Source organism: Streptomyces sp. NPDC058052, from assembly GCF_042885515.1.
Taxonomy (GTDB): domain Bacteria; phylum Actinomycetota; class Actinomycetes; order Streptomycetales; family Streptomycetaceae; genus Streptomyces.
Window position 1 is genome coordinate 151,500 of the sequence record NZ_JBHVRX010000006.1, and the last position, 25,134, is coordinate 176,633.

The 25,134-nt window shown below is 74.4% G+C and carries 26 protein-coding genes and 1 pseudogene; 10 read left to right on the top strand and 17 right to left on the bottom strand.

What is annotated here, in order from left to right:
* Positions 1-50 precede the first annotated feature (50 nt).
* The 5 genes from ACFVU3_RS11265 to ACFVU3_RS11285 form a co-directional block, all read right to left on the bottom strand.
* A complete protein-coding gene (locus tag ACFVU3_RS11265) occupies positions 51-1,136 on the bottom strand; it encodes a CU044_5270 family protein (protein WP_390065608.1) in 1,086 nt (361 codons plus the stop codon).
* Positions 1,133-1,708: an RNA polymerase sigma factor gene (locus tag ACFVU3_RS11270; protein WP_390065609.1), complete on the bottom strand. Its 576-nt coding sequence runs from the start codon at positions 1,706-1,708 to the stop codon at positions 1,133-1,135. The genes ACFVU3_RS11265 and ACFVU3_RS11270 overlap by 4 nt, the downstream gene beginning before the upstream one ends.
* A gap of 146 nt (positions 1,709-1,854) precedes the next feature.
* A complete protein-coding gene (locus tag ACFVU3_RS11275) occupies positions 1,855-2,643 on the bottom strand; it encodes a hypothetical protein (protein ID WP_390065610.1) in 789 nt (262 codons plus the stop codon).
* A 246-nt stretch (positions 2,644-2,889) separates the two neighbouring features.
* A complete protein-coding gene (locus ACFVU3_RS11280; RefSeq protein WP_390065611.1) occupies positions 2,890-3,561 on the bottom strand; it encodes a DUF4097 family beta strand repeat-containing protein in 672 nt (223 codons plus the stop codon).
* Positions 3,562-3,791: 230 nt separating this feature from the next.
* Positions 3,792-4,616 (bottom strand): AraC family ligand binding domain-containing protein, encoded by an 825-nt coding sequence (locus ACFVU3_RS11285; RefSeq protein WP_390065612.1) that lies wholly within the window; start codon positions 4,614-4,616, stop codon positions 3,792-3,794.
* 173 nt (positions 4,617-4,789) lie between these two features.
* Between ACFVU3_RS11285 and merB the strand changes: the two genes are divergently transcribed.
* The 5 genes from merB to ACFVU3_RS11310 all read left to right on the top strand — a co-directional run bounded on the left by merB (position 4,790) and on the right by ACFVU3_RS11310 (position 7,706).
* The gene (gene merB, locus ACFVU3_RS11290) at positions 4,790-5,515 is read left to right on the top strand and encodes an organomercurial lyase (RefSeq protein WP_390065613.1); all 726 of its coding nucleotides are present in this window, start codon (positions 4,790-4,792) and stop codon (positions 5,513-5,515) included.
* A 106-nt stretch (positions 5,516-5,621) separates the two neighbouring features.
* Positions 5,622-6,278, top strand: coding sequence for a GNAT family N-acetyltransferase (locus ACFVU3_RS11295; protein WP_390065614.1), 657 nt, complete (start codon positions 5,622-5,624; stop codon positions 6,276-6,278).
* Positions 6,279-6,329: 51 nt separating this feature from the next.
* Positions 6,330-6,554: a hypothetical protein gene (locus ACFVU3_RS11300; RefSeq protein WP_390065615.1), complete on the top strand. Its 225-nt coding sequence runs from the start codon at positions 6,330-6,332 to the stop codon at positions 6,552-6,554.
* A gap of 154 nt (positions 6,555-6,708) precedes the next feature.
* The gene (locus tag ACFVU3_RS11305) at positions 6,709-7,260 is read left to right on the top strand and encodes a YciI family protein (RefSeq protein ID WP_390065616.1); all 552 of its coding nucleotides are present in this window, start codon (positions 6,709-6,711) and stop codon (positions 7,258-7,260) included.
* Between the two features lie 158 nt (positions 7,261-7,418).
* Positions 7,419-7,706 (top strand): hypothetical protein, encoded by a 288-nt coding sequence (locus ACFVU3_RS11310; RefSeq protein ID WP_390065617.1) that lies wholly within the window; start codon positions 7,419-7,421, stop codon positions 7,704-7,706.
* A gap of 13 nt (positions 7,707-7,719) precedes the next feature.
* Here ACFVU3_RS11310 and ACFVU3_RS11315 read toward each other — a convergent pair.
* Both ACFVU3_RS11315 and ACFVU3_RS11320 read right to left on the bottom strand, forming a co-directional pair.
* Positions 7,720-7,975 (bottom strand): annotated as a pseudogene (locus ACFVU3_RS11315) (TetR family transcriptional regulator C-terminal domain-containing protein); the annotation flags it as partial.
* Positions 7,976-8,070: 95 nt separating this feature from the next.
* Positions 8,071-9,090 (bottom strand): hypothetical protein, encoded by a 1,020-nt coding sequence (locus ACFVU3_RS11320; protein WP_390065750.1) that lies wholly within the window; start codon positions 9,088-9,090, stop codon positions 8,071-8,073.
* A gap of 165 nt (positions 9,091-9,255) precedes the next feature.
* Between ACFVU3_RS11320 and ACFVU3_RS11325 the strand changes: the two genes are divergently transcribed.
* Complete coding sequence (locus tag ACFVU3_RS11325; RefSeq protein ID WP_390065618.1) at positions 9,256-9,549, top strand: DUF6225 family protein; 294 nt, start codon at positions 9,256-9,258, stop codon at positions 9,547-9,549.
* A 69-nt stretch (positions 9,550-9,618) separates the two neighbouring features.
* Here ACFVU3_RS11325 and ACFVU3_RS11330 read toward each other — a convergent pair whose 3' ends face one another.
* The 3 genes from ACFVU3_RS11330 to ACFVU3_RS11340 form a co-directional block, all read right to left on the bottom strand.
* Positions 9,619-10,038 (bottom strand): hypothetical protein, encoded by a 420-nt coding sequence (locus tag ACFVU3_RS11330; RefSeq protein WP_390065619.1) that lies wholly within the window; start codon positions 10,036-10,038, stop codon positions 9,619-9,621.
* 84 nt (positions 10,039-10,122) lie between these two features.
* Positions 10,123-10,596 carry an AAA family ATPase gene (locus ACFVU3_RS11335; RefSeq protein ID WP_390065620.1) on the bottom strand — a complete coding sequence of 158 codons (474 nt, stop codon included), beginning with the start codon at positions 10,594-10,596 and terminating at the stop codon, positions 10,123-10,125.
* Between the two features lie 112 nt (positions 10,597-10,708).
* Positions 10,709-12,649, bottom strand: coding sequence for an MFS transporter (locus tag ACFVU3_RS11340; protein WP_390065621.1), 1,941 nt, complete (start codon positions 12,647-12,649; stop codon positions 10,709-10,711).
* A 302-nt stretch (positions 12,650-12,951) separates the two neighbouring features.
* Here ACFVU3_RS11340 and ACFVU3_RS11345 point away from each other — a divergent pair, with 302 nt between their 5' ends.
* The 4 genes from ACFVU3_RS11345 to ACFVU3_RS11360 all read left to right on the top strand — a co-directional run bounded on the left by ACFVU3_RS11345 (position 12,952) and on the right by ACFVU3_RS11360 (position 17,373).
* Positions 12,952-14,421 (top strand): poly(3-hydroxybutyrate) depolymerase, encoded by a 1,470-nt coding sequence (locus ACFVU3_RS11345; RefSeq protein WP_390065622.1) that lies wholly within the window; start codon positions 12,952-12,954, stop codon positions 14,419-14,421.
* A 171-nt stretch (positions 14,422-14,592) separates the two neighbouring features.
* The gene (locus tag ACFVU3_RS11350; protein WP_390065623.1) at positions 14,593-15,165 is read left to right on the top strand and encodes a YrhB domain-containing protein; all 573 of its coding nucleotides are present in this window, start codon (positions 14,593-14,595) and stop codon (positions 15,163-15,165) included.
* A gap of 190 nt (positions 15,166-15,355) precedes the next feature.
* Entirely contained in the window at positions 15,356-16,579 is a 1,224-nt protein-coding gene (locus ACFVU3_RS11355; protein ID WP_390065624.1) for a serine hydrolase domain-containing protein, read from the top strand.
* A 173-nt stretch (positions 16,580-16,752) separates the two neighbouring features.
* A complete protein-coding gene (locus ACFVU3_RS11360; RefSeq protein WP_390065625.1) occupies positions 16,753-17,373 on the top strand; it encodes a phosphatase PAP2 family protein in 621 nt (206 codons plus the stop codon).
* Positions 17,374-17,509: 136 nt separating this feature from the next.
* Here the strand turns inward: ACFVU3_RS11360 and ACFVU3_RS11365 are convergent, their stop codons facing one another.
* From ACFVU3_RS11365 to ACFVU3_RS11395, 7 genes are read right to left on the bottom strand one after another with little or no spacing between them, the layout of a single operon-like run.
* Entirely contained in the window at positions 17,510-18,841 is a 1,332-nt protein-coding gene (locus tag ACFVU3_RS11365) for a glutamate-1-semialdehyde 2,1-aminomutase (RefSeq protein ID WP_390065626.1), read from the bottom strand.
* Position 18,842: 1 nt separating this feature from the next.
* Positions 18,843-19,394, bottom strand: coding sequence for a dTDP-4-dehydrorhamnose 3,5-epimerase family protein (locus ACFVU3_RS11370; protein ID WP_390065627.1), 552 nt, complete (start codon positions 19,392-19,394; stop codon positions 18,843-18,845).
* Complete coding sequence (locus ACFVU3_RS11375; RefSeq protein ID WP_390065628.1) at positions 19,391-20,599, bottom strand: polysaccharide pyruvyl transferase family protein; 1,209 nt, start codon at positions 20,597-20,599, stop codon at positions 19,391-19,393. Before ACFVU3_RS11375 ends, ACFVU3_RS11370 begins: the two co-directional genes overlap by 4 nt.
* Positions 20,596-21,543, bottom strand: coding sequence for a glycosyltransferase family 2 protein (locus ACFVU3_RS11380; RefSeq protein WP_390065629.1), 948 nt, complete (start codon positions 21,541-21,543; stop codon positions 20,596-20,598). Before ACFVU3_RS11380 ends, ACFVU3_RS11375 begins: the two co-directional genes overlap by 4 nt.
* Positions 21,540-22,841 (bottom strand): hypothetical protein, encoded by a 1,302-nt coding sequence (locus ACFVU3_RS11385; RefSeq protein WP_390065630.1) that lies wholly within the window; start codon positions 22,839-22,841, stop codon positions 21,540-21,542. The genes ACFVU3_RS11380 and ACFVU3_RS11385 overlap by 4 nt, the downstream gene beginning before the upstream one ends.
* On the bottom strand, positions 22,838-24,121 hold the full coding sequence (locus ACFVU3_RS11390; protein WP_390065631.1) for a DUF4910 domain-containing protein: 1,284 nt from the start codon (positions 24,119-24,121) through the stop codon (positions 22,838-22,840). Before ACFVU3_RS11390 ends, ACFVU3_RS11385 begins: the two co-directional genes overlap by 4 nt.
* Positions 24,109-25,134 carry an NAD-dependent epimerase/dehydratase family protein gene (locus tag ACFVU3_RS11395; RefSeq protein ID WP_390065632.1) on the bottom strand — a complete coding sequence of 342 codons (1,026 nt, stop codon included), beginning with the start codon at positions 25,132-25,134 and terminating at the stop codon, positions 24,109-24,111. The genes ACFVU3_RS11390 and ACFVU3_RS11395 overlap by 13 nt, the downstream gene beginning before the upstream one ends.

Consider the following 25,134-nt stretch of genomic DNA (forward strand, 5'->3'; position numbering starts at 1 on the left):
AGCCCGTACACCCCCTGCGCCCGGCCCCCTGACGGGGGCCGGGCCGGTCCTCAGGGCTTCGCCTTGCGAGGCAGCTTCAGCGGGCCCTTCACGAAGACCGGGGGCTTCTGCTGCACGACGTTCGCGGGGTCCGGGGCGGGCCCGCCGGGCACCTGGCCGGGATGGTCGACGACGCCGATCGCCACCCGGGCGTGCGAGTGGGAGAAGTCGCGCTCCCCGCGCCAGTCCTGGCGGACGCCGCGGTAGGCGTACGTGTCCGGGTCCAGGAAGAGGTACTCGCGCGTCCGCTGCCGGTCGCCGAAGTCGAACGCGAGGGTGAGCCCGGGCCTGCCGGCCGCGTCCCGCATCGGAGTGCCGACCAGCTCGACCCCGGGAATCAGCGCCAGCGCGCGGTAGAGCGCGGCGTTGATCCGGGGCGGGATGTTCGGTGCGCCCTGCAGGATGTGGAGGATCCTGGCGAACTGCGCGCCGGGGGTGACGGCCGGGGGGATCTCCCGGTCGAAGTTGTGCAACAGCCCCTTGCCGCCGGTGGGCTTCTCGCTCGGGTCCATTCCGCCGGCGAAGAAGGGGTCCTTGCTCACCCGCTCCAGCAGTTCGCGGGGGTCGGTGGGCAGCCGGGACAGGACCTCGCGGGTCTCGCGCGGATGGCTTCCGAGCTTCCCCGGCGGCACGAGCACGCGATCGGTCACGGCGACGACGGTGCGGTCACCGGTCTCGAACGTCTTCCCGACCATCGCGCCCTTGGCGCCGTCGTACCGGACCCAGGAAGGGAGGTGCCCGCAGCCGGGCGTGCAGTTCACCGTGTCGGTGTACACCCACTGGTGCGGGCGGGGCTCCTTGTCCGGGCCCTTCGAGGCGGCGACCGCGGCGGCGTCCAGGACCTGGGCGACCGTCAGGGTGTGCACGGGCCGGGTCGGCACGCCGTGTCCGCTGGAGACCACGACGGACGCGGCGACCACGCCGGTGGCCAGGGCCACCCAGGTGGTCCGCCGTACGCCGGGCCGCGACCAGACGCGGCGGGTGGCTCCCGGTGTGCCGTGCCGGGACGTCTCCTCGGAGGCCCGCTCGGCCCGCGCCCGCTCCAGGACGGCCAGCTCCGCTCCGAGCCGCTGCTTGAATCCGGTGGGAGTGTTCATCGGGTGGCCTCCGCGAGCGGGATGGTGTAGGTGCCGGTCGGGGCGGTGCGCCCGGCGCGCAGCGCGGCGCGGGCGCGATGCAGACGGACGCGCGCGGTCGCCTGGGAGATCCGGAGGACCGACGCGGCCTCCTTGGTGGTCAGGCCGTCGACGGCGACCAGGTCGATCACCGCGCGCAGCGGTTCGGACAGGACGGCGTGCCGGGCGAGCAGGTCTCTGGCCTCGCGCTCGGCGTCGATGCGCTCCTCGAAGCGCTGCAGGTCCTCGTCGTCCAGCAGCCGGCGGCCGCTCAGGGTGGCCACCGCCTCCCGCTCACGGGCCGCGTGGCGGGCGTACGAGGCCAGCGTGTTGCGGGCGATCCCGTACAGCCACACCAGATGCGTGCCGCGCCGGCTGTCGTAGCCGTCGTACGCCTCCAGCGCGGCCACGAAGACGTCGGCGGTCAGGTCGGCGGCCAGGTGCCGGTCGGCGGTTCTGCGGGTGACGAAGCCGAAGATGGCGTCGAAGTGCGCCTCGTACACGTCGCTGAACGGAGTTCGGCTCCGTCCGGGTTCGTGCGTGGGTCTCTGCACGCGGGACCTCCTGTGCGGATCTGCAGTCTCTCACCCATCAGTTGGCACAGGAGGAGAGAACCGTTACTTTCCGCAGGTCAGGGCGGTGTGGCCGCGTGCGTGCGTGCGTGCGTGCGTGTGGTCCGGTCGTCGGGCCGCCGCGGAGATCAGCCCTGGCCGCTGCCGGCGGCGGCCTCCTCCTCCTCATCCTGCTGCTGCTTGATCAGCTCGGTCATGTCCGTGGTCTCGGAGGCCGGGGGAGCGAGGATCTTCTTCGTCCTGCCGAACGAGGTGAAGTCGATCGACACCACCGCCGGGCCCAGCTTCTGCTCGATCCGGACGGGAAGGTCCTTCCCGTCGACCCAGATGTCGAGCTCGATCGACGAGACGTCGCCACCGGTGAGCTGGCGCAACAGCGTGTTCTTCTCCGACTGAGCGAGGAGCTCCGCGCCGCGGCCGATGTCGTCCTTGTCGAGCGTCGCGGAGTAGTGGGTCGCCTCGCGGCCGAGGACGGTCTCCTCGCCGACGCTCTCCACGTCGTCGGAGAGTTTGATGGAGTGCAGCCCGGCCACGGGGTTGCCGTTCTGGGCCACGTCGACGGCGTTCTGCCCGACGACGGCGTCGGCGTCGACCCGTATCCACTCCTTGCCGCCGGCGGGAGCGCCCATGAGGTCGGGGTCGATGTCGTAGTAGTAACCGCCGTCGACGTAGAGCATCCGGATGTTCTCGCCCTCGACCAGCTCGGCCATGCCCACCGACGCGGCGTCCATCTCGACGTCGAAGGCCATGCCCTTGCCCCAGGACCACACGCCGTCCATCTCGACGTTCGGCGCGCCCGGCATGCTGAGCTTCATCTCGACCTGTGCCGACCCCGCCTCGTCGGTCCTCGACGCGGACCTGGCCAGTGCCGAGAGCGTGTCACCCGCCTCTCCGGCAGCGTCATCGACGGCGCTCACCGCCCCACCGGCTCCACAGCCGGCCAAGGCGCCCGTGGCCAGCAGAACCCCCGCCATGGCGACGCCGCCGCGCATCCTCATGAGACCCACCCCTGCATCCTTCATCCGCCCCGACGTGCTCGGGGCGGGTCTTGACGTGCAGCCGCACTCTAGTCACAGGGTCTGACCTGCGCGCACCCATATACGGCGGGCGGACGGACCGTCGGCCGGAGGGGGGCCGGACGGTGAGCCGGCGGGGTGCGGTGGTCAGTTGCCGTGGGCGGTGATGTCGCCCAGGGCGGTGGTGGCACGGATGGTGAGGGCGGCGGCGGCGCCGTCGGAGTTGCGGAGGGAGTTCTGGACGCGGCCGAGGGTGGTGCCGGCGTCGAGGGTGGCGGAGACGCCGGGGGCGGTGCCGACGGAGATGGAGCCGGCCTGGGTGGTGAGGGTGACGGTGCCGGCGGTGGCCTCCGCGATCGTCAGGTCGCCGCGGGCGGTGGTGAGTTCGGCGGAGCCGTGCACGCGGCCGACCGTGATGTGGCCGTCCTGGAGGGCGATGCGGGCGCTCGCGGCCTCGTCGAGGTTCACGGGGCCCTGGGCGCTGTCGAAGGTGACGTCGCCGAGGCGTCCGGCGGTGCGCAGGTCGGCCGCGGCGGCCTTGGCCTCGACGGCGGACCCCGCGGGCAGCTGGACGGTGACCTCGACGAAACCGGTCTGGCCGAAGAGCTGGTTCTTGGTGCGGGGGGCCGAGATCCGCAGCACGCCGTCGGCGAAGGCGACGGTCGTCTCCTCGGCCGCCCTGACGTCGCGGCTCTTGGTGGCGTCGGCGGGACGCACGTCGACGGTGGCGTCGGCACGGTCGTCGGCGAGGAAGCGGAGGTGGCCCGCGGGGATGTCGACGACGGTGGTGATCGGGGCGGTGGTGGCGAAGGTCTGCATGATGTCTGCTCCTGCGGCGTGATGTTCACTGTTTCCGACATGGGAAAAGCTACGTTGCTTTCCATTCCTTGGCAACAGGGAAGTTGCGTCATGCCAGTGAAATAGCAGGTAGGGGCAGGGATTTCATTGCAATGAATGCAAGGCTGATGCAACGGCATATGCCGTTGCATTGCAATGATGTGCGAGTGAACGCTCCGCCTGGGCGTGGCGGGGATCCCGTACGGCGCAGGTCACGCGGTGCGGTAGGCCGCCGGGGTGATGCCGTACGTGCGGGTGAACCAGCGGGTGAGATGGGCCTGGTCGGCGAAGCCCGCCTCGGCCGCCGCCGAGGCCGGTGACGTGCCCTCGGCCAGGAGCGCGCGGGCCCGGCGGAGCCGCAGATCGCGCTGGTAGTCGCTGGGGGCGAAGCCGTACGCGGCACGGAAGCCCCGGTAGAGGGCGAAGCGGCTGCAGCCGGCCGCCCGCGCCAGGTCGTCGGCGGAGACGTTGTCGGCGAAGCGGCGCCGCAGCAGCCGGCGGGCGCGCTCCAGGGCTGCCAGGTCCACGCGGGTGGGCCCGTCCGGCAGCGGCGCGGGCCTCGTCGACGCGTGGCGGCTCAGGGTGAGTACGGCGGTGGTGACACGTTCCTCGACGACCAGGCGCGGCGCGTTCCCGGCGACCGCGGTGTGCAGGTCCGCGACGGCGCCCGCGAGGGCCGGGTCGTCCACGACCGGGGCGGCGAACAACGGCAGTCCGCCGGCGCCCGGTGCCGCGTCGGCGAGCACGTCCCGTACGAGATCCTCGCCGAGGTGCAGCATCCGGTAGCGGTAGCCGTCGTGGACGGCCGACCGTCCGTCGTGGGGCTCGTCCGGGTTGAACGCCATGACCAGTCCGGCCGCGCTGACGTGCCGGCCGCCCCGGCACACGAACGACTGCGCGCCGTCGTCGGTGACGCCGAAGGAGTACGTGTCATGGGCGTGCAGCGGATACGCGTACCGCTCGAAGCGCGCGTCCATGGCCTCCAGCGCGAGCCCGGGGGCCCGCCAGTAGGCCGCGCGCTCCGCGGATGACGTCATGCCCCCATTCTCCCGCACGAGCGTTCAAGCCCCCGGACCGGTGCGCGGAGCAGGCTGGACGACAGCACCAGCGCCAACAGCACCATCGCCCCGGCACCGGAGCCGGCACCAGTACGACCACCACCAGCACCAGCGGCGGCACCAGCCGCGGCCCCAGTGAAGGAACCACAGCGATGACGACCGAGAACCGCTCGACCGCGGCCTCCGACCCCGACGCCACGGAGAGGGTCCGGGTGGCCGTGTACCGCGGATTCGCCCGCACCGGGCACGCGCCGGACGTGCCGGAACTCGCCGCCCTCACCGGACTCGCCCCCGGCCGGGCGCGCGACGCCCTGCGTACCCTCCACGAACGCCGTGACCTGGTCCTCGACCCCCGGGACCACGACCGGATCGTGATGGCGCACCCCTTCGCGTCCGTGCCGCTCGGGTTCTCCGTCATGGGCGCGCGCACCCTGTGGTGGGGCGGCTGCGCATGGGACTCGTTCGCCATGCCGCACCTGCTCACGGACGAGCCCGACGTCCTCGTCGCCACCCGCTGCCCGTCCTGCGACACCCCGCACGCCTGGGTCGTCGGCCGGGACGCACCCCCGGCGGGCGACCAGGTCGCCCATTTCCTCACCCCGATGGACAGGGCCTGGGACGACGTCGTGCACACCTGCGCCAACCAGCGCCTCTTCTGCTCCACGCGCTGTGTCGACGCATGGCTCCGGAGGGTCGGCCGGGAACGCGGTGCCGTCATGGACCTCGCGACCCTGTGGCACTTCGCGAGCGACTGGTACACCGGACGCCTGGACCCCGGCTACATCCGCCGCGACCCCGCGTCCGCCGCGGCCTACTTCGCCGGAGTCGGCCTGCACGGGTCCTTCTGGGGACTGCCCGAACGCACCGGCGCGGAGTGACGCGCCCTCGGACCGGTCCGAGGGCCGTACCCGCACCGCGCGATGCCGCCGGTCCGGGCGGGAAAACCAGTGGTCCCCGGTCCGGCGGCGCTCGTAGCATCCGCCCATGACCGAGGACATGCGGATCGCGGGCGACGCGTACGAACGAGAGGACGAGCGCGGAGACGAGGACGCCTACGAGGGAGCGGACGCGGACGGAGGAGGCGCCGGGAGGCAGCTCTCCTGGCGGGCCGGGTCCGTCGCCCTCGCCGCGCTCGACACGGACGACGCCGAGCTCCTGCACAGCTGGCGCTCCGACCCCGTGACCGCCCACCATCTGGGGGTCTGGCCGCGCCCGCTCACCGCCCTGCGCGAACGCGTCGAGCGCTACATCGACGACGACGATCGCGACGACTTCCTCGTCGTCCTCCCCGACGGCACCGCCATCGGCCATGTGGCGCTGACCGGGCAGAACATCGTCGACGGCGCCGCCCAGGTCGAGCTGATCCTCGCGGCCGGGTACCGAGGGCTCGGCCATGGCACCGCCGCCCTCGACGCCCTGGTGGACCTGGCGTTCGGCGAACTCCCGATGTACCGGCTGACGGCGGAGACCCACACCGACAACGCGCCCGCGCTCGCCGTCCTCGCCAAGTCCGGTTTCGTGCGCGAAGGCGTCAGCCGCTCCGCCTGTCTCCATCGGGGCCGCCGCCACGACCTCGCCGTGTTCTCGCTGCTGCGCCCGGAATGGGAGCGGCTGGACCGCCCCCGTGCCTGGGACGCCTGACGGGACGGTGGTGCCGTGCCGGACCATGACGGAACGTCCTACGATCGGTCGGTGACGGAAACCCCCGCGCACTGGACGGTGCGCCACTTCTCCCAGGCCAACCCCGCGGGCCCCGGCTGCGACAGCGTGCCCGCGCTCCTGCGGCGGTTGGCGGACTCCGTCGAGGCGTTGGGCCCCGCCGGGATCCAGGACGTGGTGATCGCGTCGGAGGCCACCGAGCACGGCCCCTGGTGGTCGGGGACCGTCTACTACCACCTCCCTGAGGACGAGGACTGACCTCCGGAGACCGACCCCCGGACTGACCTCCGGACCGACCTCCGGACTGACCTCCGGACCGACCTCCGGACCGGCCCCCGGCGGATGCGCCTCGCGGGCCCGCCCCGCGAAAACCCGCTCGACGGGGACACCCTCGCGAAGAGATCGTTCGGGCATGGAGTTTCTCTGTTACCACCGGGACCGGGTCGGCTCGCTGCCGCTGCGCTACGAGCTGGCCCAGGAGCACTGGGCGTACATGGACGGGTACGCGGAAGCGCTGATCGCCCGGGGGCCGACCTTCGCCGACGACGGGGAGACCCTCACGGGGAGCGTGCACATCGTCGATGTGCCCGACCCCGCGGCGGCCCGCGCGTTCGCCTTCGACGAGCCGAACTACCAGGCGGGCGCGTACCGGGACGTACTGCTGCGGCGGTGGCACAACCTGCTGGGCCGCACCATGGGGGAGTTCCCCGGCGGGCGGGACGGCGGGAACCGCTACCTGGTGCTCGGGCTGGGCGGCGGGGAGGCCGCTGACGGCGTGCTGCCGGGCGAGCCGGACGAGCTGATCGCCTACGGGCCGCTGCTGTCCGACGACGGCACCACCTGGGTGGGCACGGCGGCGCTGGTCCGCGCGGCGGACCCGGACGCGGCACGCGCCGTCCTGACGCCCGGCCGGTACGCCGAGATCGAGGTGCACAACTGGGAGTTCGGGGGCCGCCCCGCGTAGCTGCCGGAGTCCTTGCCCGGTCCCCCCTGTGCCCGACCCCCTCTGTGTCGGGTCCGCTCTGTCGCCGGCCCTGGAGGCGGAGTTCTGCTCCCGGCGCCGGCCCGGGACTCCCGCGCGGGCGCGGCGTCCCGCGGGGGCCCGCGTGAGAGGATCCGGGCATGAGCAGCGACCTGGAAGTGAGTGCTCTCGCGATCAACGTCACGATCCCGGAGGCGCTCCGCTGGACGGACACCCGCCGCGAGGAGACGTTCACCCTGACCACCCTCAACGTCCGGCTCCTCCCGGACGGTCGTCTCGCCGTGAAGGCGTACGGCCGGCCGGTCGCGGGCGGCCGGGGCGCGTACGTCTCGTTCCCCGTCCCCGACAAGCCCGAACTGGCGGCCCTGGTCTCCGAGGCCGCCGACCGTGCCGGGACCCTGTGGGCCGGCCACCAGGGTCTCGGCTGACCCGGCCTGACCCCTACCGGTCCGCGGGGGCGTCCCGCACTTCAGGGGCCTCGCGCAGGGCGGCGGCGACCAGCCCCTCCAGGGCTTCGCGCGGTACGTCGCCGCCGGTCACGAGGCGGTCGAAGACCAGTCCGTCGACACAGGTCCAGCAGGGTGTGCGTACGGTTCTCGGCGTCCGGGACCCCGTCGGCGGCGAGAAACAGGCGCACGGCCTCGCGGCCCGCGTTCTCGCGGGGGGCGAGGAGTTCGCGCAGCTCGGGGTCGCGCACGCGACGCGCATGATCCTGCGGCACCACGCCTGGGTCCCGCCCCGTCTCGACGGGACCGCACGCGCGTCGTGCGCCGGCCCCGTGCCGGAGGGACGTCAGCCGTAGGTCCTCCGGTAGGCGTCCCGCCGGAGGCCGGGCACGTCGGGCAGCTCGTCCAGGGTGTGCTCGAAGGCGTGGTGATGGGCCGTCAGCAGGCAGCTGGGGTGGGGCGGGACCGGGTAGTCGTCCCGCAGGACGCCCTTCGGGAGGACACCGGTCACGGGCATCGGCGAGGTCTCGCCCGGGTGGACGAGGTACGCCCAGACCCCGCTGTCCACCGGAACCACGGGCCCCTCGTCACCGGGCGGACGCCACGGTGCCCCCGTGAGCGGGTGGCGGGGGACGAGGAGGATGTCCGGGCGCGGCCGGGGCAGGGGGACCGCCGGGCCGGCCAGCGCCGTGGACCGGGGGTCGGGCCCGGCCGGGAGGTACTGCCCGACGGCGTGACCCAGCAGGTCGGCCGCGGGTCCGGCGGGCAGGGTCACCGGACGGCCCCCGGAGGCGACCACGAGGTGGGCCAGCGCGACCCCGACGGCGGCCTCCCAGCGGCGGCTCCACGTGCCGTCGGGTTCGACGGGCGGCACACGGTGCTCGGCGCGGGCGAGGTCGTCCCATCCGGGGGGAGGTCCGGCCGGGAGTCCCGAGGGGCGGCGGACGAACGCGCCCCGTGCCAGCCACACCGTCTGCCAGGCGCCGCAGTCGTCCACGCGGGTCGCCACGGGCCGTCCGCACCCGTCGCACGCCAGATTCGGGCCGTCGTGGCCGTTCACGCCCCGGCAGTAGCCCTCACACCTGTCGAGGATGAGACTCATGGACCGCGAGTCACCGGGGGCGATGACGACCCGGACCCGGGGCCCGATCGAGCCGGAGGGATCAGGGGCGTCCACGTCCTGCCGGGCGGCCGGTTCCCCGCCCGCTTCCGGAGACCCGCCTGGCGCCGGCTCCACGGCGTACGTGGACGGCTCCATCAGCGGAGGGTGCAGCTCCTCCCAGCCCCCGTGGTACGTGTGCACGGGAAGGGCGACCCGGGACACCGGCGCCGTCAGCTCCGTGCCGCACCCGGCACACGCGAACACGTCCAACCAAACTCCTTCTCGCCCCGGACACCCGAGGATTGTGCCGCGCGCGAGACCGGCGATCCACCGGAATTCGACGCGGCCCCGGGATGCCCGCCGGCACCTGGCCGGTCCCGGGACCGGCCACGCGGCAGGCGGCGGGAGGACGGGCGGTAGCCTCCGCGTATGGGAGAGAGCGGAGCGGAGTACGAGCACCTGCCGGTCGTCTGGACGGTGGGGCGGTTGCGCGAGGTGCTGAAGGACGTGCCCGACGACGCCCTCGTCCATGTCGCCGTCGCGCCGTACGCCGGTGCCGAGGGCTTCGACGACCGGGTCCTCGTCGGTTACGCGGCGGCGACGGTCGTCCGGGCGGCGACCGGGGAGGCGCCTGCGCGACGGGAGGTCGAGCACACCCTCTTCGCCGACTGGCCCGCGGGCCGCTACCCGGACGAGGAGGGCGGGGCGACCGAGGAGCCGTAGCCGTCACGGCGGTGGCGGTCGTGTGGTGATCTCCCCTGACCGGAGCGCCGGCGTCCTCGCCGCCTGTCGCTACAGCTCGTAGTCCTGGGCCAGTTCCTCCCACGCGAGGCCGCGCAGCCCCTCGTCGGCATGCTCGCCGTCCGGCACGTCCGGTGCCGGCTGGAACCACGCGACCACGAGGGTGGAGCCGTCCATCGACGGGTCGAGCGGCTGGGAGTCGAAGACACCGACGCAGGCCACGGACGGCAGCACCTCGACGGGGCCGAGGCCGCCGGGGGCGCGGTCCGGGTATGCGAGGGTGGGCGGCACGAGATGGACCGGCCACGAGGGGAAGGCGCGTGCGGCGTCCCTCCGGAGCCACGCGACCTTGCGGTCGTTGACGCGCTTGCAGGGGTAGCCCTCCAGCAGCCCCGCGTAGGTCGAGGACATCCGCAGCTCGGTGAGCCGGATCGGACGACCGGACAGGAGGACGACGCGACCCAGTGACATGGCGCCACCCTGAGGGAGGGACGACTCGCGGCACGGTGCCCCCGGGCGGCACCGCCGGCCGCGGCCCTCGCCGAAGGAGACGGCCTACAGCAGGGGCGTGTCGAACAGGTCGAGCTCCGCTTGTGTCGGAGGCTCGAACCGGGTCTGGCAGCTCCTGAGGAGGCCGGCCGTCAGCACGACGGAGCCCGGCTCGTGGTTGCGCAGGGCGATGCGGCGCTCCAGCTCCTCCATCGGCACGCGGAGGTACCACAGCTCGACGGCGGCGCCCAGCGCGCGGGCCCGGAGCCGCTTCTCGTCGCGCTCCGCCCGCTCCCAGAAACCGTTCTCCATGATCACGACAGCGCCGGATGCCAGCAGTGCCCGCGCGTGACGCCACAGGCACCGCTCGACCCGCTCCCGCGCGTCGCCGTCGAGGAGGTCGAGCCCCAGTCCCGCCAGCCATTCGTCCGGGCACAGCCGCACGGCGGACAGCTCCTGTTCCAGTCTCCTGGCCACCGTGGTCTTGCCGGCGCCCGGCAGACCGCACAGGAGCACCAACCTCGGCCCGTGATGGCCCATGACCGTCTCCTCCCGCCGGGACTGCGGGGATCATCTCTCAGGCCACCGCACGGGGGAAGCGCGTTTCGTCCGCCGGCTCGGCCGGCCGACGGTCCGCCTTCCCCGGCACGCTTCAGAACTGGAGGTGGCCGACGGCGGCGAGCAGGGCGACGACGCCGACGTTGGCCAGGGCCGTCGCCAGGAAGGGGCCCGCGGGTGCGGGGAGTTCGGTCCCGGACGGTGGGGCAGGGGTGCCGGTCGTCCTGGTCCGGTGGTGCACGTAGGCCGCCAGGAGGATGCCGGCGGCCGGGAGCAGGACCTCATCGCCGGTGAAGTGCGGGACCGCTCCGCTGATCGCGGCGACGCCGGCGGCGCCGAGCAGCACCGCGCGCCCGTCGAAGCGGACGCGCGTGCGGCCGGGGCGGTCGTGCACCAGGGCCGCCGCCCCGGCCAGGGCGATCAGGGCGAGGGGGACTCCGGCGTACAGGCACCAGCGCCAGCTCAGGCTCAGGGGGAGCAGCCAGCCGGCCAGCAGGCCGAGCGCCGGGCCGGCGCCCGCGATCACGGTGTACAGGCCGAACGCCCTGCGGCGTTCCCGCGGGTCGGGGAACGAGGGGGACACCAGGAGGGCGGCGGACGACGAGACGAGTGCGGCGAAGGCGCCCTGGAGGGCGCGGGCCGCGGTCCACACGTCCGCCGACGGCGCCGTGCCCCCGAGTGCGGCGGCCGCCGCGAAGCCCGCCAGGCCCAGCATCAACGTCCGTCTGCGGCCCAGGCGTTCCGCGATCCGGGCACCGCACAGCAGGAGACAGACGAAGGCCAGCAGGTAGGCGAGGGGCATCATGTCCAGGTAGACCGTGGACGAGACCTTCACGCCGTCGACGGGCAGTCCCAGATCTCCGTCGGCGTCCCTCCACAGCATCGCCATGTTGGTGAACGCCGCGTCGAACAGTACGAGCAGCTGAGCCAGGGCGAGGGCGATCAGGCCCCACCAGCGCCGGGGACGGGGGACCTCCGGGCCGGGGACGGAGGCGGGGGTGGCGGGGGCGTCCCAGGACCCGGGCGGCGGGCCGAAGCCGGGGGCGGCGCCGGCCCGAGCGGGGGCCGTCGGGACGTACGCGGGCGGAGCGGCGGCCGGCCCGGCCCCCGAGGCGCCGGCGGGTGCGGCGGGGGTGTAGTCCAGCAGATGGGCGGCGCGGCGGCCGAGCTGGGCGAGCACGGCCCCCGGCAGCCACTCGTCGGCCGCGTCGGACCCGCCGTCCGCCGTGAGCGAGGCCACCTCGCCCGGCGTGGGCCGCTTCGCCGGATCCTTGTGCAGACAGGCGCGGACCAGCGCGACGAGCGAGTCCGGAACCCCGGTCAGGTCCGCCTCCTCCTCGGCGACGCGGAACAGATGGGCGTTCAGTCCGGTGTCCGCGGCGCCGAAGAGGAGGCGCCCGGTGGAGGCGTACACGAGAAGCGCGCCCAGACAGAACACGTCGGACGCGGGGGTGAGTTCGAGGCCGCGCACCTGCTCCGGCGACATGAAGCCGGGCGAGCCGATCAGCATGCCGGTGCGGGTGTGCAGGCTGTCCCCGGCCAGGCCGTCCATCGCCCGCGCGATGCCGAAGTCGATGACGCGGGGCCCGTCCACGGTGACCAGGACATTGGACGGCTTGAGGTCGCGGTGGATCAGACCGGCCTCGTGCACCGCCTGGAGGGCGAGCGCGAGGCGGTTGGCGAGGGTGCGGACCGACCGCTCGGGCAGGGGGCCGTGGTCCTCGGCCACGACGGTGGTCAGATCGGGCCCGGGGATGTACTGGGTCGCCACCCACGGCACGGCGGCCTCGGTGTCGGCGTCCAGGACGTCGGCCGTCCACGCCCCGCCCACCCGCCGGGCCGCGGCCACCTCGCGGGCGAACCGCCGGCGGAACTCGGCGTGCTGCGCGTGTTCGGCCTGGACGACCTTGACGGCGACCGTACGCCCCAGGTCGGAGCGGCCCAGATAGACCAGGCCCATCCCGCCCGCGCCGAGACGGGCGATCAGGCGGTACGGGCCTATGTGCGCGGGGTCCTCCCCCGTCAGCTGTTCCACGGTCGGGGTCAGCCCTTCGGTGTCCGGTCGGCACGGACCCGGCGTGCCGCGCGCGTGGCGGCGACCGGCCGCCGTGCGCGGAGTGCGTCGTGGTCCATGCGGTGATCTCCCTGGAGGGGGTGGAGGTCCCAAGGTAGAGCACCCGCAAGGGGAGTTGGCCCGGATCGACGGCCGGATCCCTCCGTTCCTATGGCAGGGCGCGCCACATCCGGAGCCGTGGAAGTGGTGCGACGACATGTGGGCCGGGATCCCCTGCGGTCCCCAGGATGTCCGCATCCCCCCACCCCCTCCTGGAGACGCGAATGAAGATCAGACAGCTCCTCGTGGCCGCCCTCGCGGCCGTCGGCATCGCCGCCTCGACGCCCGGCGGTGCGACCGCCGCCGTCCCTCCGCCGACGACCGGTTCGCTGCAGCGGTACGACATCAGCGCGACGTACGTGAGCGGCCTCTCGTCCGGCGGGTTCATGGCCAACCAGCTGCACGTCGCCTACTCCGGCGTGTTCAAGGGCGCGGGGATCTTCTCGGCGGGCCCCTACGACTGTGCGCAGAACAACCTCAACACGGCCCTGTACGGGTGCATGGACACCCTCATGGCCCGCAAGACCCCGGCCCAGCTGGAGCAGCTGACCCGGGACCGCGCCACGGCGGGCAAGGTGGACCCCGTCGCCAACCTGGCGGGTGACAAGGTCTGGCTGTTCCACGGCACCAACGACACCACCGTCAAGCAGGCCGTGAACGACGACCTCGCCACCTACTACCGCGATCTCGGGTCCGACGTGGTCTACAACAGGACGTCGGCGTCGGGACACGCCTGGGTCAGTCCGATCGGCCCGAACGCGTGCACCTCCACCAGCTCGCCCTACATCAACAACTGCGGCGGCGACCCGGTGAAGGAGATGCTGACCCACCTCCTGGGCAGCGTGAAGCCCGCCGGCTCCGTGGCGCCGACCGGAAAGCTCGTCCAGTTCGGCCAGGGCGCGTACACCCCCGGCGGCAGCCCGAGCGCGATCAGCATGGGCGACCAGGGCTTCGCCTACGTCCCGCAGTCGTGCCAGAACGGCGCCTCCTGCACGCTGATGGTCGCCCTGCACGGCTGCTACCAGTACTTCGGCCTGGTCGGCGACGCGCTCATGGACAAGGCGTACCTCAACGAGTACGCCGACACCAACGACATGATCGTCCTCTACCCGCAGGCCACCACCATGACGGGCAACCCCCGGGGCTGCTGGGACTGGTGGGGTTACAAGTCCGCCGACTACGCCCAGAAGAGCGGCCCGCAGATGACGGCGGTGATGAACATGGCCGAGGCACTCGGCGCCGGCGGCACGAGCACCACCCCGACCCTGCCCGCCCCCACGGGCCTGACCGCCGCCACGACGGCCACCAGCGCCGCGCTGACCTGGAACGCCGTCCCGGGCGCGGCCTCCTACGACGTCTACCGCGACGGCACCAAGGTGAACACCGCCCCGGTCACCGCCACCACCTACACGGACAGCGGCCTGACCGCGGGCACGACCTACGGTTACGCCGTCTCCGCCACCGACGCCTCCGGCACGGCCGGCGCGAGGAGCGCCGCCGTCTCCGCCACCACCACCGGAGCCGCCCCGGTCTGCGTCACGGCCAGCAACTACGCCCACACCCAGGCAGGACGGGCCCACCAGTCCGGCGGCTACACCTACGCCAACGGCTCGGGGCAGAACCTGGGCCTGTGGAACGTCCTGGTCACCAGCACGCTCAAGGAGACCTCCCCGGGCTACTGGGTCACGTGCTGACCCCCTGAACGGAAAGCCGCCGCCTCGCCCCTGACCGCTCAGGGCGAGGCACCGCCCGTCCCTCGCACGGCACTGCCCTCCGGACCGTTCGTGCGGCGGGCGCCGCCCCTGGGCCGGACGGGTCGGAAGCGGGGCGCGGCGGCCGCAGCGCCCGTACGGCATGCTGACCGGATGATCGAACGGGATGCCGCGGTGCGCACGGTCGAGGAAGAGCTCGCTCGCGACCACCGAAGAGAGTCCGCGCTCGGGCTGACTCCCCTGCGCATGGCCGTGTCGAGCGTGCGACGCCACGAGCTGGTGTGGATCGTGTGCTGGACGACCGAGGAGTACCTGCGCAGCCGCGACCCGGGTTCGGCGCTGGTGGGGAACGGCCCGTACCTCGTCGACCGCGTCGACGGAAGCCTGCACCAGATCGGTGTCGTCGCCGCGAAGACCGGCGCGTGGGAGGCGGACTATCGGGCCCGGATCCGCGGGGAGGCCGCACGGACCGCCGTGGACGACCTCCACGACGAGGTCCGGGCGCAGACGGACGCACGGGGGCGGGTGCACGCGATGCGCGCCCTGCGCCGGAGCGTGCCGGCGCTCACCCACGGCCAGGCCGCCGCGTACGTCACGGCCCTGCGGCACGGCGAGGTGCCGGCCCCGCTCCTCGCCGTCGCCACCGAGGCGCTCGTGCCGCCCGTCGAGCATCACGTGCGGACCGTCCTCGGAGCCGAGCCGGACGAGACCCTGCCCGCCTCCTGACCGACGCGGCGGCAGAGGGCTGGGCCGGACCCGATCGGCCCAGCCGGCGCCGGCGGCGGAGCATCCCGCCGGGGGGTTCCGCACCGCCGGGTGGCGCAGGACGGCTCGCCCGGACCGGCGGCGGCGGGGCTGTGCGCGGAAGCTGGACGGGCCGGCGCATCCGGTCGCCGGCCCGTCCAGGAGGTCCCGCATGCCCCGTTCCGCCCCGCACCCGCACCGGCCGCGCCGGGCCACCGTCACCGCGCTGCTCCTCGCCGCCGCGCTGACCGCCCCCGCCCTCGCGCACGCCACCCCCGTCGCCGCCCCGGCCGGCGGAACCTCGGACCGGGAGCTGCGGCGCGCCCTCGCCGACCTCGTCGCGGCGCCCGGCGGACCGCCCGGAGCCATCGCCGTCCTCACCCGGGACGGCGTCCCGCGGGTCTACCGGGCCGGTACCGCCGAGGTCGGCACCGGCCGGCCGCCCCGCATCCACGACCACATGCGGATCGCCAGCGTGGCCAAGGCGTTCAGCGGGGCCGTCGCCCTGAGCCTGGTGGACCGCGGCGCGCTCGAACTGGGCGACACCCTGGGGCAGCGCCTGCCCCACCTGCCGGAGGCGTGGCACGCGGTGACGCTCCGCCAGCTCCTCCAGCACACCAGCGGCCTGCCCGACTACAGCAGGACCGCGCGGTTCCAGGCGATCGTCCGCGCCGATCCGCGGCACCGCTTCGACTCCCGGCGCCTGCTGGAGTTCGCCGCGGGCGAGCCCCTCGCCTTCCCGCCCGGCAGCCGGTACGCGTACTCCAACTCGGACAACATCGCCGTCGCCCTGATGGCCGAACAGGCCACCGGACGGCGCTACGAGGACCTCCTGAAGGAACTCGTGTACCGCCCGCTCGACCTCCGCGACACGAGCCTTCCCTCCGGCTTCCGGCTGCCCCGCCCCTTCCTCCACGGCTACGGCACCGCCCCCGGCGAAGCGCCCGAGGACGTCAGCGAGGCGGTCAGCGCCTCCGGCGCGTGGGCCTCGGGCGGCATCGTCTCCACCCCGGCCGACCTGGGCGCCTTCTTCGGCGGGTACGCCGGCCCCGCCCTGCTCTCCCCGAAGACCCGGCACGCCCAGACCCGGTTCGTCCCCGGCGAGTCCCAGCCCGCCGGACCCGGAGCGAACGCGGCCGGACTCGGGATCTTCCGGTACACCACCCGCTGCGGCACGGTCCTCGGCCACACCGGGAACACCCCCGGCTACACCCAGTTCGCCGCCGCCACCCGCGACGGGCGGCGCACCGTGACCGTCTCCGTCACCAGCCAGGTCCCCCTCGACCCCGCGCTCCAGGTCCGCCTGCGCGCGACCGAGGAGCGCTTCGTCTGCGCCCTCCTGGAGGACGGTCACGGCGGGAAGGAGCCCCACGGGTACGGGGCCGACCGGAAGTGACCCCTCGGGGACGGAGAGGGCTGGAGCCGCCCCGTCCGGCGACCCCGGGCCGCTAGGGTGGCGAACGCCGTGCGCGGCCCGCGCGCCCTGTCGCGCGAGGGGCCGCGCTCCTCCCTCCGCCCCGAGGAGCCGAGATCACGAACACGCCGGCGCTGCTGCCCCCGTCGACCCGCGTGTGGCTCGGGCCGGCGGCGGCCCTCGCCGCGTCGGCGGTCGTCCTCATCGGGGTCCGGTACGCCGGCGCCGGCGGGTCCGGCACGGTGGACGCCCGGATCGGGGCGGCCGTCGCCGGCACCGTGCCGCGCTGGCGACGGGCCGCGCTGGCCGTGGACTTCCTGGGGGAGCCGGCCGGGGCGGCGGTGCTGGTCCTGGCCGCCGTGGCCCTCTGCCTGGTCCTCCGGCGCCCGCGCGCGGCGGTGCTCGCCGTCGCCGGCACCGGCCTGACCGTGGGGGCGACCAAGCTGCTCAAACCCCTGGTGGGGCGCACCATCCACGAGGGGTACCTGTCCTACCCGAGCGGACACACCGCCTTCCTCACCGCGTTCGCCCTGGTGCCGGCGCTGCTCGCGGCGCGCCGGCTCGGCCGTGCGGCCGGCGCCCTCCTCGTGCTCTCCGCGGCGCTGGTCGCCGGTGCCGTCATGGGCTGGGCGCAGGTCGCCCTGAGCGCCCACTATCCGACCGACACGCTCGGCGGCTGGTGCACCGCGCTCGCGGTGGTGCCGGCGACGGCGTGGCTGATCGACCGGGCGGCCGAGCGCGCCGCCGGCCGGCCCGCCCGCACACCGACCGGCTGACCGGCCGGCTGACCGGCCGGCCGGCAACAGGCCCACCGGTCGGCACCGCGAGCGCCACACGCACCGCGCGCACCACACGCCTCCCCCCGCGCGTCACAGCCACCGGCCACCGGCCCCCCAGCCCGCCGACGCGGTGTCACGCCCGCCGTCGGAACACGGGCTTCACCGGCCGTCCGCCCGTCCACGGCGTGGGATCGCCCGCGTCGAGCGCTTTCCGGTACACCGCGCACGCCTGCGCCACCACGTCGACGGTGTGGTCGATGTCGGTCTCGTCGAGCGCGTCGCTCACCACGAACGACGGTGCCAGCACCCCGCCCGCGAGGAGCCGGCGCAGGAAGAGGGTGCGGTACTCCTGCGAGGGCCGCCGGTGTTCGTCGAGGGTGGCGTAGACGAGGTTGCTGGCCCGGCCGCGTACGAGCACGTGGTCGGCGACGTCCATGGCCGCGGCGGCCTCGCGGACGCCGGCGGCCAGCCGCTCGCCGAGGGCGTGCAGTCGCGCGGTGACCCCCTCCTCGGCGTACGTGGTCTGCACGGCCATGGCGGCGGCCAGCGCGTGGGTCTCCGCGCCGTGCGTGGTGGACAGCAGGAAGACGCGGTCGCCGGAGTGGCGCAGCCCGCCCCGCTCCATCAGCGCGCGGCGGCCGGCCAGCGCGGCGACGGCGAAGCCGTTGCCGAGCGCCTTCCCGAAGGTGGAGAGGTCGGGGACGACGCCGTAGAGCCCCTGGGCGCCCGCCTCGGACCAGCGGAAGCCGGTGATCATCTCGTCGAAGACCAGGACGCAGCCGTGCCGGTCGGCCAGTTCGCGCAGGCCCGCCAGGTACCCCGGGGGAGGCTCGGTCTGGGTGGCCGGCTCCAGGATCAGGCAGGCGATCTCGCCCTCGTACCGGGCGAGCAGCTCCCCGGTGGCGGACAGGTCGCCGTAGGGAAACGTCACGGTGAGGTCGGTGGCCGCCGCCGGGACGCCCGCCGACATCGGCGTGGTGCCGATGAACCAGTCGTCGGTGGAGAAGAACGGATGGTCGGCGCAGACCGCCACCCGGGCGCGTTTGGTGGCGGCGCGGGCGAGACGCACCGCCGCCGTGGTGGCGTCGGAGCCGTTCTTCGCGAACTTCACCATCTCGGCCGTCGGTACCGTGGCCAGGAAGCGTTCCGCGGCCTCGACCTCCACGACGGACGGGCGGACGAAGTTCCCGCCCCGTTCCACCTCCCGCCGCACCGCCTCGGTCACCCGCGGGTGGGCGTGGCCGAGACTCACCGACCGCAGGCCGGAGCCGTACTCGACGTACCGGTTGCCGTCGACGTCCCACACATGGGCGCCGCGGCCGTGGCTGATGACCGGCGCGAGCCCCTCCGGGTACTGGTCGTCACCCTTGGCGTAGGTGTGCGCGCCGCCGGGGACCAGGGCGTGCAGCCGCTCGTTCGCCGCGCGCGACCGGGGCAGTGCGAACTCCGCGTTCTCTCTGGGCACGTCAGCCCTCCCTCCGCTTCAGGACCTCGGCGAGGCTCGGCGCCTCCCGGTCCCGCCGGGACACCGAGGCGACCGGCAGGGGCCAGGGGACGGCGAGGTCGGGGTCGTCGAAGGCGATCGTCACGTCCTCGGAGGGGTCGTGGGGGCGGTCGATGCGGTACGAGACGTCGGCGGGCCCGGTCAGTGCCTGGAAGCCGTGCGCGCACCCCGCCGGGATGTACAGCGTCGTCTGCGTCTCGCCGGAGAGCTCGAAGGTGGCCACGGCGCGGTAGGTCGGCGAGCCGGGCCGCAGGTCCACGACGACGTCGAAGATCCTGCCGTACGAGCACCGCACGAGCTTCGCCTCGCCCTCGCCGGAGCGCAGGTGGAGCCCGCGCAGCACGCCCCGCGCCGAGCGGGAGAGGCTGTCCTGGACGAAGGCGTGCGGGTCGAGGCCGGCCGAGCGGACGACATCGGCGTCGAAGGTGCGGCAGAAGGAGCCGCGCTCGTCGGCGTGCGGCGTCGGCTCGAACAGGTAGGCGCCGGCGATCGCCGGTACTTCGGTCGCTCTCATGGTGCCTCTCGCGGGGTGGGGACGGTCGAGGGGAACAGGAAGGCGCTCAGCGCGCCGAAATGGGCGTCGAGTCGCAGGGCGGCGGCCCGGTTCCGGTCGGCGAGGGTCCGCCGCACGCCGGCCGCGTCCTTCTCCAGCTCGCGGAACTGTTCGAGCAGCCGGCCGGCGTCGACCTCGCGTGCCGGATGGCAGTGGGCGGCCAGGCCCATCCCGGCCATCAGCGCCTCGCTCTTCGCCGCGTAGCCGAGGGCGAGCGTCGGGGTGCCGGCCTTCAGGGCGCAGACCAGGTTGTGGTAACGGGTCGCCACCACGGTGTCGGCGGCCGCCGCCTCCCGCATCAGGTCGGCCAGCGAGGCCGCGCCGGCGGCGGTGACCAGCGGCGAGTCCACCGCGCCGAGGATCGCGTCGACGACCGGAGCGTCGCACGCGTCGCCGGTGAGCAGCCGGACCGGCCTGCCGTCCTCGACGAGCGCGCGGACGAACCGGATCGTGCCGTCGAGGTAGCGCGCGTGGATCTCCTCCGCCCGGGCCCGGTCGTCGTTGCCGCCGTGGAAGGCCATGACACCCACGCACACCGTGCCCGCCGGGCCCGGTGCGCGCTCAGGAGGCGCAGGCAGGGCGAACGCCAGGTCCGGATGGACCGCGTCGCCCGTGGTGTCCACGCCCATCGCCCGCATCGCGTCCCGGGAGTGGGTGTCCCGGTACGAGCGGTACGCGGCCAGCCGGGCCGACCAGCGCACCAGGGCCCGGGTCGCCCGGTCGGCGATCGCGTCCGCGCCGACGCCGACCAGCGCGACCCGGGTGCCGAGGAGCCGGCCCGACGCGCAGAGCAGGAACAGCGCGTACGGGAAGCCCCACGGCCGCAGCGGCAGCGTGGCCTCCAGGACGCCCATCCCCGGCACGATCACCACGTCGTGCCGGCGCACCCAGGCGGCGGTGCGGACCGCGTCCACGAGCTTGCCGAGGCCCTTGCCGGCGATCGCGCCCGCCCGGGACGCGGTCCGGTACTCGCCGCGGTACCAGTGCAGCCGCGTCGCGGGGATCCCGTACCGGGCCGTGACGGCCTCGGGCCCCCCGCACAGCGCGTCCACGACCGCCTGCGGGTGCGCGGCGCGGAGATGGGCGAGCACGGCTTCGAGCGAGCCGTCGTTGCCGAGGTTGCCGGAGCCGAGCAGACCGAAGACCCCCACCCGTACCGGGGTCACGTCCGCCGGCCTTCCCGCCCGGCGACCAGGTCGTCGACGGAGACGTCGAGCTGCTCCGGGTCGACCGGGGCGCGGTCCTCGACCCGCTCGCCGGCGCCCGGCCTGGACCGGCTCGCCGCCCACTCCGCGAGGTGGCGGTAGCAGGCGCGCCGGTCGGCCGACGACAGCGGCGCCCGCCGGATCGCCGCGACGAAACCCCAGACGTACTCGGCGAGCAGCCGGGGCGTCGGGTGCAGCGGTCCGGCCCGGCGCGGATCCAGGTTGACGCACCGGGACCGCTTGGAGGGGTTGGCCCGCTCGGCGCGGGTGGGGTGGTCGCGGCGGAAGTACAGCAGTTCCGGCACCTGGTGGAAGGGGCCGTGCAGGCCGATCTCGGAGACGAAGGTGCGGTCCGCGTGGTGGTAGCTGTCGTGCGGTTTCACCCGGCGCAGCACGTCGGCGCGCATCACCCCGTAGAAGTCGTCGCCGCCCGGCTCGAAGAGCATGCTGCGGAAGCGCTCCGGAGCCGAGGGGGAGGCGGTGGCGAGGCCGTACGCGTACGGCACCTTCACCCGGCCGTCCTCGTCGATGACCGCCTGGTCGGCGTGGGCGAGGATCACCTCCGGGCGTTCGTCCAGGGCCTCCACGCACCGCCGCAGCAGGTCCCGGGCGTACAGGTCGTCGTGCGACGCCCACTTGAACAGCTCGCCGCGGCACTCGGTGAACACGTAGTTGTGGTTGGGCGCGGCGCCGATGTTCCGGGGCAGCCGGACGTACCGGACGCGGGAGTCCTTCTCCGCGTACCGGCGGCAGATGTCCTGGGTGCCGTCGGTCGAGGCGTTGTCGGAGACGACCAGCTCGAAGTCCTCGTACGTCTGGCCGAGGAGGGCGTCGAAGGACTCGGCGAGGTACTCCTCGCCGTTGTAGACGGGCAGGCCGATGCTCAGCCGGGGTCGGGCGGTCATGGGGTCCTCACTTCGGGAAGGGGGTTCCGGTGGTGCTCCCGCAGGGCGGAGCGCAGCTGCAGCCACCACACGGCCGAGCCGGCGACGGTCGCGGCGGCGACGCCCCAGGCCGAACCGGCCGTGCCGGCCGCGGCCGCGCCGCCGAGCCCGCCGGCGACGTAACAGGCGGAGGAGAACAGCTGGCTGCGCAGGCTGCGCCGGGCCGCGCCGAGCGCGCGCAGTCCGGCCGCCGCGCCGGTGCCGAGCCCGGCGCCCGCGACGCCGAGCGTGACCGGCACGATCAGGTCCGAGGCGGCCGCCCAGACGCCGCCGAGCACGAACGTGCCGAGCCGGTCGGGGACGAGCAGCAGCGCCCCGCCCCAGAGCAGCGCGGCGGCCGCCTGTCCGCCGCCGAGCAGGAGGCAGAACGCGCCGAGGCGGTGCGGGGCCCTGCGCAGCACCCGTGCCGCCTCCGCGACGGTGACCAGGGACAGGCCCATCAGGACGGCGAGGAACGGGCCGAGCAGGAGCTCCGCGCCCCGGACCACCCCGACCGCGCCGACCCCGACGATCGCGCCGAGACCGTACGCCCGCAGCTGGCTCGCGCCGCTGTTGGTGACGTTCTCGGCCAGGTACCGGGAGCCGAGGTCGCGGTGGTCGCGGAGCCACGCGCGCGCACCGGTCGGCCGGGGCCGGACCCCGGACTGGAGGCAGCCGTACCCGGCGGCCACCGCGGCGGACCCGCCCCAGGCGAGCACGAACGCGGACACCGTGCCCGCTCCGGCCGCCACCATCAGGGCCGGGACGAGCGCGGCGGCCCACACCACGTCGTTGACGAACGCCTTCCGGCCGGCGCCCGCGGCGAAGAACGCGAACCGCCACGCGTCCTGGAGCAGCAGCCCCGGCAGGACGACGCCGAGGCAGGCGAACGCGGTCCCCACCCGGCCGCCGGCGGCGAGACCGCCCGCCAGGGACACCGCGCCCAGGGCGGCGCCGACACCCAGCGCCGTCCCCGACGACCGGGCCACCGCCGCCCGCCAGGGCGCGTCCGGCACGCCGCTGAAGCGCACCACGAGCGGATCGGTGGCCAGCCCGCGCGAGACGTTGAGCACCACGCCGTACGTCACCCAGGCCAGGCTGAACACGCCGAACGCGGTCAGCCCGAGCGAGCGCGCCACGTAGATCCCCACCGCGAAGTTGGAGATGCTGGAGGCCGCCTGGTCGGCGAGGCCCCACGACAGCCGGCCCGCGACGGCCCGCCGGCCGGTCCGCCCCTCGGCCCGTGTCGTCGTCCCCTCCCCGGTGGTCACCCGCGTCACGCCTTGATCAGTCCGGCGCCGAGCAGCGCCTCGGCCGCCGCGGCCACCGTGTCGAACGGCAGCCCGGACCGCTCGGCGACGTCGAGCAGGCCGTGCTCGCCGTCGGAGAGGCTGAGCACCCAGAGCATGGCCATCTGCGCCTGCCGGGTGTCGCTGCGCCCGCCGAGCGCCTCGTAGAGCCCGCGCCGGCCCAACTGCGGTTCGCCGTAAGGGCTGAGGTTGAGGTAGTGCCGGTTGCGGTCGAGGACGGCGAACGCCTCCGCGCAGACCGCGAGGGTGTCCTCCATCGCGGCCGGGGAGACGAAGCCCGGATCGTCGGCCGAGGTGTGGTACTCCGGATAGCCGGCGTACGGGGTGCGGGTGAGCGAGCCGACGCCGAGGTCGAACCCGGGGGAGCAGAACTGCCGCTCGTCGTACCCGTACGGCGTGAACCCGACGATCTCGTGCGGGCGTCCGGAGCTCTCCAGCACGTACCGCATCACCCGGTCGATCTCGGCGTCACCGCGGCGGCTCCGCTTGTACGTCAGATCGCCCCGGTCGCCCGCGCAGGCGAGCACGACGCCGTGCTTGACCCGGTCCACCCGCTCCGCGTTCCGCGCGAGCCAGGTGATCGCGCCGATGGTGCCGGGCGCGAAGAGGAACCGGTACGTGTAGTAGGGCGTGCGCCGGGCCAGCTCCCGGGCCAGGAACACGGCCACCGCGATCCCGGCCAGGTTGTCGTTGGCCAGCGACGGGTGGCAGACGTGACAGGAGACGATCACCTCGTCGGCGACCTGCCCGGGGACCACGTGCTCGGCGTAGGTCAGGTGCCCGTCGGCGAGGGTGGAGTCGATGCGCACCTCGTAGTCGCCGTCCGGCAGCGCGTCCAGGGTCTCCTGGGCCAGGCAGAAGCCCCACTCCGGCCGGTAGTAACTGGTGCGGTACGGCACCCAGGAGGGGTGGTCCGGCAGGGTGTGCAGGTGTCCGCGCAGCTCGGACAGCGGCATGGTCGCCGCGACCGGGACGCTGTAGCCGAGCACGTGCAGGCTGGACGCGGCGAAGTCGACGACCCGGCGGCCCGTGGCGTCGGCGACGTACGCGTCCCGGATGTTCCACTCCTGCGGCACCGTCCAGTCCAGCACCCGCGTCCCGGTCGGCACCTCGTGCACGTCGAGCGGCAGGTACGCGCCGACGATGTCGAGGGTGGCGCGCACGCCGTCGCCGGTGATGCTCCGGCAGATCGGGTACAGCCGCTCCACCAGGGCGTGCATCTCCTCGCCCGGCGTGGTCATCGGCGCCACCGCAGGGTCTCGTCGACCGTGCCGGCGCCGGACGCGGCGCGCAGCACGGCGAGGCGGGTGAAGCGGCTCTCGAAGTCCTGCCGGGTCAGGCCGTGCCTCCGGTAGGCGTCGGCGAGTTCGAGCGCGCCCTGCTTCACCGTCCACCAGCACTCGAAGCCGGGGATCGCGGCACGGAACCGGGAGAAGTCCACCCGGTACGACCGCGGGTCGGCGCCGGTCTCGCCGGTGATCACCACCTTCGCGCCGTCCACCGCCTCCGCGACCTGCGCGGCGATCTCCGCGACGGTGACGTTGTTGGCCTCGCCGCCGATGTTGAACGCGCGGTCGTGGACCGCCTCCCGGGGCGCGGTCAGCGCGGCCGTGAAGGCCCGTGCGATGTCGGCGGCGTGCACCAGCGGCCGCCACGGGGTGCCGTCGGAGAGCACCAGGACCTCGCCGGACAGGAGCGCGTGGCCCACCAGGTTGTTGAGCACGATGTCGGCGCGCAGCCGCGGGGAGTGGCCGAACGCGGTGGCGTTGCGCAGGTACACGGGGGTGAAGTCGCCGTCCGCGAGGGCGTGCAGGTCGTCCTCCACCCGCACCTTGGACTCCGCGTACGGCGTCACCGGGCGCAGCGGGGCGTCCTCGCCCACCAGGTCGTCGCCGCCGGCGGCGCCGTAGACCGAGCACGTCGACGCGTACAGGAAGCGCCGCACCCCGGCGTCGCGGGCCAGCCGCGCCAGCCGGACGGACGCGTGGTGGTTGATGTCGTAGGTGAGGTCCGGCGCCAGCGACCCCAGCGGGTCGTTGGAGAGCGCCGCCAGGTGGATGACGGCGTCCACCCCGGCCACGTGCTCGGCCGTGACGTCCCGGAGGTCCACCCGGTGCCCCGGGGGGTCGGCGGGACGCGGGCCCAGCACGCAGTCCGCGAACAGGCCGGCGTCGAGTCCGACGACCTCGTGCCCGGCGGCCGTGAGCACCGGGGCCATCACGGTGCCCAGGTAGCCCTGGTGTCCGGTCAGCAGTACGCGCAC

What these genes read in the sequence shown, in the direction of transcription:
- ACFVU3_RS11330 (WP_390065619.1), bottom strand. Translation starts at nt 10,038, where the DNA reads ATGTCACTGGGTCGCGTCGTCCTCCTGTCCGGTCGTCCGATCCGGCTC.
- ACFVU3_RS11335 (WP_390065620.1), bottom strand. Translation starts at nt 10,596, where the DNA reads ATGGGCCATCACGGGCCGAGGTTGGTGCTCCTGTGCGGTCTGCCGGGC.
- ACFVU3_RS11310 (WP_390065617.1), top strand. Translation starts at nt 7,419, where the DNA reads ATGAGCAGCGACCTGGAAGTGAGTGCTCTCGCGATCAACGTCACGATC.
- ACFVU3_RS11345 (WP_390065622.1), top strand. Translation starts at nt 12,952, where the DNA reads ATGAAGATCAGACAGCTCCTCGTGGCCGCCCTCGCGGCCGTCGGCATC.
- ACFVU3_RS11370 (WP_390065627.1), bottom strand. Translation starts at nt 19,394, where the DNA reads ATGAGAGCGACCGAAGTACCGGCGATCGCCGGCGCCTACCTGTTCGAG.
- ACFVU3_RS11350 (WP_390065623.1), top strand. Translation starts at nt 14,593, where the DNA reads ATGATCGAACGGGATGCCGCGGTGCGCACGGTCGAGGAAGAGCTCGCT.
- ACFVU3_RS11305 (WP_390065616.1), top strand. Translation starts at nt 6,709, where the DNA reads ATGGAGTTTCTCTGTTACCACCGGGACCGGGTCGGCTCGCTGCCGCTG.
- ACFVU3_RS11280 (WP_390065611.1), bottom strand. Translation starts at nt 3,561, where the DNA reads ATGCAGACCTTCGCCACCACCGCCCCGATCACCACCGTCGTCGACATC.
- merB (WP_390065613.1), top strand. Translation starts at nt 4,790, where the DNA reads ATGACGACCGAGAACCGCTCGACCGCGGCCTCCGACCCCGACGCCACG.
- ACFVU3_RS11295 (WP_390065614.1), top strand. Translation starts at nt 5,622, where the DNA reads ATGACCGAGGACATGCGGATCGCGGGCGACGCGTACGAACGAGAGGAC.
- ACFVU3_RS11285 (WP_390065612.1), bottom strand. Translation starts at nt 4,616, where the DNA reads ATGACGTCATCCGCGGAGCGCGCGGCCTACTGGCGGGCCCCCGGGCTC.
- ACFVU3_RS11355 (WP_390065624.1), top strand. Translation starts at nt 15,356, where the DNA reads ATGCCCCGTTCCGCCCCGCACCCGCACCGGCCGCGCCGGGCCACCGTC.
- ACFVU3_RS11325 (WP_390065618.1), top strand. Translation starts at nt 9,256, where the DNA reads ATGGGAGAGAGCGGAGCGGAGTACGAGCACCTGCCGGTCGTCTGGACG.
- ACFVU3_RS11380 (WP_390065629.1), bottom strand. Translation starts at nt 21,543, where the DNA reads ATGACCGCCCGACCCCGGCTGAGCATCGGCCTGCCCGTCTACAACGGC.
- ACFVU3_RS11265 (WP_390065608.1), bottom strand. Translation starts at nt 1,136, where the DNA reads ATGAACACTCCCACCGGATTCAAGCAGCGGCTCGGAGCGGAGCTGGCC.